The organism is Microbacterium sp. Bi128 (genome assembly GCF_918698205.1).
Genome location: NZ_CAKKMM010000191.1, coordinates 1 through 7498, shown reverse-complemented (window position 1 = coordinate 7498; position 7498 = coordinate 1). Strand labels below are relative to the sequence as shown.

The 7498-nt window shown below is 70.8% G+C and carries 4 protein-coding genes; 2 read left to right on the top strand and 2 right to left on the bottom strand.

All coding sequences use genetic code 11. The features are described from left to right. Together LQV45_RS14075 and LQV45_RS14070 are read right to left on the bottom strand one after the other, a co-directional pair. The coding region (locus LQV45_RS14075; RefSeq protein WP_230007570.1) for an endo-1,4-beta-xylanase at nt 1–3982 on the bottom strand (3982 nt) is incomplete at its 3' end. 147 nt (nt 3983–4129) lie between these two features. Next, nucleotides 4130–5152, bottom strand: a complete 1023-nt coding sequence (locus LQV45_RS14070; protein WP_230007569.1) for a LacI family DNA-binding transcriptional regulator — start codon at nt 5150–5152, stop codon at nt 4130–4132. Nucleotides 5153–5321: 169 nt separating this feature from the next. Here LQV45_RS14070 and glsA point away from each other — a divergent pair, with 169 nt between their 5' ends. Both glsA and LQV45_RS14060 read left to right on the top strand, forming a co-directional pair. After that, complete coding sequence (glsA, locus tag LQV45_RS14065) at nt 5322–6272, top strand: glutaminase A (RefSeq protein ID WP_230007568.1); 951 nt, start codon at nt 5322–5324, stop codon at nt 6270–6272. 75 nt (nt 6273–6347) lie between these two features. Then, nucleotides 6348–7498 (top strand): acyltransferase (locus LQV45_RS14060; protein WP_230007567.1); only part of this gene is annotated, 1151 nt, incomplete at its 3' end.

The window sequence follows — 7498 nt, the reverse complement described above, 5'->3', positions numbered from 1 at the left end:
GCATCAGGCCGGCGAGCACGAGGGCTCCCCACGGTGTCGCGCTCCCCGTGGTGGCGAGCGCGTCCGCCGAGCCGCGGGACGGCGGCAGCGGGCCCGTCGCCGTTCCCGGGCGCGGATCGGTGCCGGGGTCCGTGCCCGGATCGGTGCCGGGGTCCGTGCCGGGGTCCGTGCCCGGATCGGTGCCGGGGTTCGTACCCGGATCCGTTGCCTCGCCGATCAGCTCGGCAACGCCCCAGCGCGCGGTGGTTTGGTAGCCGGTGCCGGTGGGGTCCGCCCACGTCTTCACCGAGAACCGCCCCTCGGGCCGGCCGTCATTGACCTGGAAGTCGATGCCGTGCACGGTGTCGAGGCCGCCCAGCGGGACGTTGCTCTGCCCGCCCGACTGACCGGCCAGATCGATCGCGACCTCGACGCGGTATCCCGTGTCGGTGCGACTCGTCGCGCTCGCCAGCACCCGCGCCTGCTGGGCGGCGGTGTTGCCCGAGCCGAAGGAGAGCACGTTGTCGGCAGAGATGCGGATCTGCGTATCGTTCGGACCGTAGCTGCCCGCCTTGCCGTTCCCGAGGTCGAGGAAGAGCTCGACGCTGTCCTGCTGCCACGGGTCGCTCCCCGACAGATCGATCACGGGGTCGGTCACGTCGAACAGGGCGTACAGCGTGTTGCCCTGCCAGAGCGAGCGCACCTCGGCGCTCGCGCCCTCCGCGGATCCCTCGACCGTGCGACCGGTCGTCGCGACCGCCGCGTCGGCGTAGGCGGCATCCACCTGCCCGTCCACCGTCGGCGCCGCGAGCTCGGGCACCTGCAGGAACGACAGCGGCTCGAGGAAGGAGAGTCGCCCGGTCGCTCCCGGGGAGTTCCACGCCCCCACGACATGGTCGTCGTTCACGAGGCGCACGTCGAAGTCGGCGCCCTGTCCGGCCTCGACGCCGGAGTGCGGCACGTGGGCGAGCGTGAAGGTCACGCCGTCAACGACCTCCTGCGCGCCGGGGAGCGATCCCTCGACACCCGGGGCGTAGAAGTACTCCTGGCCGCCGTAGGTGAAGGCCACACGGTCGGGCGTCGCCGCCGACCGCACGATCACCGCGAGGTGGTCGGCGTTCCAGCGTGCCTGCCAACCGCCCGCGTCCGCCGTCAGCGGGTGGAAGGGGAGGTTGCGCCATTCCGGTGCGTCGGTGAAGTCGGCACCGGGTTCGACGTCGCCCTCGAACACGTTCGCGGTCGTGACGAGCGACGGAAGCCCCGCGCTGTCGTCGATCGCGCCGTAGTACGCGGGCTTGGGCTGCAGCCCGCCCGTGAACAGCAGCGGCTGCTGCTCGGCGCGCCACGACCGGGTGTCCGTGAGACCCCACACCGTCGCGGAGAAGATCTTCTCCGCGGCCGGTGCCGCCGCCTGGTACTCCCGCAGCAGGTGGAACACGTCGCGGTAGAAGTACCCCTGCCGCACCCGGTTGGGGTCGTCCGCGGGGGTGATCGTGACGTCGAGCTCGGTGATCGCCTGCAGGAGGCCGAGGCCCTCGAAACGCTCGAGTGCGCCGCGCAACGCGCTGATGGGCGTGTTGATCGAGGTGTGGAACTGGTGGCCCACGCCGTCGATCGGCACGTTCGCGTCCAGCAGGCGTCGCACGAGAGCCTCGTACTGCGCGCCCTTGGCGTCGATCTCGGTGTTGTAGTCATTGATGAAGAGCTTCACCGGACGGTCCGTGCCGGGCGCGGCGTACTCGTCGTTGAACGCCTGGTCGGCGTACTGGAACGCCAGGCGGATGAACTCCTCACCGAGAACCTGGTACCACCGGCTGGTCCGCAGACCGTCGGGGGTCGCCTGATCGGAGATGACCTCGTTGACGACGTCCCACGCGACGAGCGGGTTGGTGTCCGAGCCGTAGGGACCGTAGTCGTCCGCGATGGATGCCGCGACGTCGAAGATGTGCGTCCGCAACCGGTCGCGCAGCGCCTGCTTGTCGGCATCCGAGGTCGTCAGCTCGCGACCCGAGTCGTCCTGGAAGAACCACGCGGGGGTCTGCGAGTGCCACACCAGGACGTGCCCGTACAGCCGGAGGTCTTCCGCCTGCGCGAAATCGAGCAGAGCGGTCGCCTCGGCGTTGCGGGCGAACTGCCCCGGTCCGGTGTACCAGGCCTCGACCTTCATGTGGTTCTCGGGCGTGATCTGGTCGTAGTGGTGCAGCAGCAGTTCGGAGGCGGCACCCGTGGTCTCGCGCGAGTCGATCGCGACGCCCAGGGGGAAGTCGACCGTGTCTTTCACGGCGACCAGTCCGGTGTCGACCTGCGCGCCCTCGGGGACCGAGATCCGCACCTGGTCCACGAGGAACGTCGAGGTGTTGCCGCTGTTGTAACGCGCCTCGACGTAGATCTCCGCGGCCGAGTCGTAGGTCGGCACGGTGAACTCTCCGCGGACGGTGGTCCAGCCCGTGGCCGTCGCGTTCTCGATCTGCAGGAGGTTCGCGAAGTTCTGCGTGCCGCCCGAGACGGTGCGTGCCGACAGGGTGAGGCCCTGACCGACGGTGGCCCCCGGCGCGAAACGCACGGCGGCGCTGATGGCGTAGGTCTTGCCGGGCTCGAGCAGCCCAGCGATTTCGCGCTGGATGCCGTCACCCTCGTGACTGCGCTCCCCGACCTGTGCGGCCGACACCGTGTCATCCGCACCGCCCTCGACGACCGTCACCTGCGGGTCCGAGGTCTCCGACCCTGCGCGGGCCGACCAGCCGTCGAGGTCGCCGGCATCGAAGTCCGAGTCGATCAGGACGGTACCGGGCTGTGGATCGCCGCCGCCGGGCTGCTCGTCCGGCGCTCCCACCGGGAGCGCGAACGTCCAGCCGTCGGCCAGGCGCTCGGTCACGACCGTGCGTACCGCCGCGAGCGAGCCGCTGCGGTCGCCGCCGCCGTCGTGCACGAGAACCACTTGCCCCGGCGTGATCGCCGTACGGAGGTTCGCCGTGAGCGTGGGGACGTCCTGCGTCTCCCAGTCGTTGATCGTGTTGACCACCGCGAGCGGTTGCATCCCGAGTGAGACGGCGGCGGCGGGGGTGTTGCCCCACGAACCGTTGGGCGCACGGAAGTACGGCACGGGGTAGTCGTCGTCGCCCAACGCGGAGCGGATGATCGTGAGGTTCTCCGCCATGCGGGTGGCGGCTTGCGTCTGCGTCAGCGAACCCATGTCGTCGTACGTGGTCGAGTGGTTGCAGAGCACGTGCCCCTCGGCGACGATGCGCCGGAGGAGGTCGGCGCCGCCGGGGGCGGTGATGTTCTGTCCGATGACGCAGAACACCGCTGTGATGTCGTTCTCGGCGAGGAAGTCCAGGAGCTCGGGCGTCGTGCCCGAGTTCGGGCCGTCGTCGAAGGTGAGCGCGGCGACGTTCCCGGTGCCCTGAGCGGCGGAGACGGGAGTCGCCGTCGGGTTCACGGCACCACCCGGTGCCACGTCGGGCACCTCGCCGCCTCCGGGCGATGCGGTGGTCACGACGATGTCGTCGACGTAATAGGTGAACGAGGGAGTGTCGGCGATGTCGGACGTGCCGATGTACGCCTGCACTCCGGACACGTCGCCGGGCTCGGGGGTGTAGGAGCCGGAGATGGTCGTCCATCCGGAGGCGGTCACCGTGGTGTTCCCGACCCACGTGTACGCCGGCTTCATGACCAGGCGCGCGGTCGTGTCGGGCGTACCGGGGGCCAATTGCACCCTCAGCGAGAAGTCGTACGTCGTGCCGGCTTCGTAAATGCCCGCAGGGCTCTGGATGCCGACGTAGTCGGCGTCGCGGCCGGCGACCTCCAGCACCTTTCCGCCGTCGAGATCGACGACGCTCAGGGTGCTGTCGGTTCCGCCGCTGCGGGTCCAGGTGCCGGTGGTGCCGTCTTCGAAGTCGACGGAGGTGACGGTGGTCGGGGCGGCGACCGCGGGGGCGGCTCCGCCGAGCATGAGGGCTCCCACGGCAGCGAGGGAGACCAGGGGGGATATGCGTCTGTGCACGAGCGCTCCTTTGCGCAGTTACGTTGTGGCAGACAACATATGCGCCGAGGAGGCGCCTCCGGACCAGGAGGTTACGCAAACGTTACGAAACTACGACGAAAGTTCCCGCCGTCGCTCTCCGCGACCGCGACGACCTCGCGGAGCGCGTCAGCGCGGGGGAGCGGTGCTGCCCCGAACGACCAGATGAGTGGCGAGGTCCACGCGCGGCACGACGTCGGTGGAGTCTCGCGTCGCGGCATCCAGGACCATGCGCGTCGCCTCCGCCCCCATCCGTCGGAGGGGCTGGTGCACGGTCGTGAGGGCGGGGCTGACCCAGCGCGCGGGCGCGATGTCGTCGTACCCGACGACCGACAGATCGTCGGGGAGTCGCATGCCCCGCTCGCGTGCTGCGTCGTAGACGCCGAGCGCCTGCAGATCGTTGCCGGCGAAGATCGCGGTGGGCGCGTTGTCCGACGACAGCAGGTCGCGCGCCGCATCGCGACCCCCCTCGACGTAGAAGGTGCCGAAGCGCACCCATCGCGGGTCCACGTCCAGACCCGCGCTCGCCATCGCCGAGCGATACCCGTCCACGCGCGCGAGCGAGCAGAGCATGTCGCTCGGGCCCGTGATCGCGGCGATCCTGCGGTGTCCGAGCTCGATGAGGTGGCGCGTGGCGGCGAGACCGCCCGACCAGTTCGCCGACCCCACGGAGGGGATGTCCGCGGGCGGATCACCCGCGGAGTCGACGATGACGAGCGGGATCCCCCGGGTGGCCAAGCGCAGTCGTTGACGATCGACGAGCGCGGACGAGACGAGGACCACGCCGGCGGGGCGACGCCGGAGAGCGCCCTCGAGCCAATCCTCTCCGAGCGAGTGCGCGCCCCCGCTCTCGGTGACGACGACGGCGAGGCCGCGCGCTTTGGCGACCTCTTCGACACCCGCGATGATCTCCATCGACCAGCTCGCCTCGAACTCGTGGAAGACGAGTTCGATCAGGTCGCCGCGGGGCTTCTCGCTCGCCGAGCGGCGCCGATAGCCGCGTGCGGTCAGCAGCGCATCGACGCGCGCTCGCGTGGCGGGGGAGATGTCGCCGTGACCGTTGAGGACCTTCGAGATGGTCGCGACCGAGACACCGGCCTCGACGGCGATGTCGGCGAGACGGATGCGGGACCCGTCGGCGGGTGCGCTCATACGGTCATTCTACGACGTCTGACCGAAAGTTTCGGGTGTTTCGCGCGGGTTCGAGAGGCGGTCGCGAAACGCCCCTCTCGACGCGTGATGCCGCCCACGGAGGCCCCGCGCGGACCTCGAGATGGTGTGCACGGCCTCGTCCACGCCCGATCGCTGGGAAGGTGGGGGAGTGACCGAGATCTCCGACCCCCGCCACTACGACCTCGAGGCGCTGCGTGCCCGGGTCCGCACCGAACGCGGCGGTGAGGTCGACGACAGCATCCCGCAGCTCGCGAACGCCGATCCCGACCTCTGCGGGGTCGCGCTCTGCCTGCCCGACGGCACGGTCCGCGCGAGCGCAGACAGTCGCGTGGCGTTCAGCGTGCAGTCGGCCGTCAAGCCGTTCCTGTTCGCCCTTGCGCTGCTCGACACCGACGGAGAGGCGTTGGAGCGCGTGGGCATCGAACCGACGGGCGAGTCGTTCGACGCGATCAAGCTCGAGAGCGGCACGGGTCGGCCGCCGAACCCCATGGTCAATGCGGGCGCACTGCTCACGGCATCCCTCGTCGACGGCAGCGACGCCGAGGCTCGTTCCCATCGCATCGCCCGCGGACTCGCCGCGTTCGCGGGACGGGAGCTCGAGGTCGACGAAGACGTCGCCCACAACGAGCACCTGCTCGGCGACCGCAACCACGCGCTCGCGCACCTCATGCGCGCCGAGGGCACGTTGACCCCGAGCGCCGACGACGCGGTCGCCGTCTACGCGCGGGCGTGCGCGACCCTCGTGGATGCCGAGACCTTGGCGGTCATGGGCGCGACCCTGGCGCTGGGCGGGGTGAATCCCCGCACGGGGGAGCGGACCGTCCCCGCTCGCGTCGCGCGCGACGTGGTGTCGGTGATGGCCACGTGCGGCGTCTACGACGGCTCGGGTCGTTGGATGCGCGCGGTCGGCATCCCGGCGAAATCGAGCGTGTCGGGGGCGATCGTGCTCGCGGTGCCCGGACGTCTCGGCGCGGCGGTCATCAGCCCGCCGCTGGATGCCCAGGGGACGAGCGTGCGCGGGCATCTCATGAGCGAAGCGCTCAGCGAAGAGCTCGGCGTGCACAGCTTCGCGGTGGGGTCGGTCCGGCCCACGCCCTGAGTCGGCGACGACGTGGGAGCGGTTCCCGTAAGCTCTCTGCGGCCGTGCACTGCGGCCCGGAAGGATGCCCCGCCCGTGCCCACCGTTCCCTCGCGCACGCGTCTCGATCTGCAAGGACTGCGGGCACTGGCCGTCATCGGCGTGGTCGCGAGTCACCTGACAGGCTGGCCGACCGGCGGCTTCGTCGGCGTCGACGTGTTCTTCGTGCTCTCGGGCTTCCTCGTCACCGGCATCCTGCTGCGCGACCTCGCGGCCACCGGCACGATCGACCTCCGCGCGTTCTTCGCGCGGCGCATCCGGCGTCTGCTGCCGGCCGCGTTGCTCGTCCTGGCGACGGTGGTGACCGCCGGGTTCTTCGTGTTCCATCGCGCGCGGGCGGAGCAGACGCTCGGTGACGCTCTCTCGGCGCTCGGCCTCGTGTCCAACTGGAGGTTCGGCCTCGAGGGGCGCGACTACTTCGCGTCCACCGACGTCTCTCCGCTGCAGCACTTCTGGTCGCTGTCGATCGAGGAGCAGTTCTCGCTCGTCTGGCCCCTCGTCCTGCTCGCGCTGGTGGCTCTTCTCCCCGCCGCCGCCCGACGAGCGGCCGCCGCACGGTGGGTGGTCGGCGTCGCCGCGCTCGTCCTCGTCGTCGCCTCGGGCGTCGCCGCCGTTCAGCTGACCTCCGCCGATCCCATCGGTGCCTACTTCTCGACCCTCGCCCGCGCCGGAGAGCTGGGCGTGGGTGCGGTACTGGCGGTCCTCGCCCCCGCGCTGGGGCGGATGCCGGCCGCCGCGCGCGTGCTGCTCGCGTGGGCGGGCATGGGGCTGATCGTCGCGTCGTTCGTCGTGATCGAGCCCACGTCGTCCTTCCCCGCGCCGTGGGCGGCGCTGCCGGTCGCCGGTGCCGCTCTCGTCATCGCCGCCGGCGTCGGGGGAGACCCTCGCCACCGGCATCTGTTCCCTTTGACGAACCCGCTGAGCGTGGCCGTCGGCAACGTCTCGTACTCCCTGTACCTGTGGCACCTGCCGGTCATCGTGTTCGCCGGAGTCCTGCTTCCGGCCGGACCGGCGTGGATGCCGATCGTGTTGCTGGTGATCACGGTGCTGACGGTGGCGACCTACCTCGGTGTCGAGCAGCCCCTTCACCGGTCGCCGTGGCTCGCACGCCCGCGTGGCAGCGGCGAGACCGACGAAGAGATCCCCCGTCCGGCGGATGCCGATGCGAAGGCGCCTTCGCCGGCGAC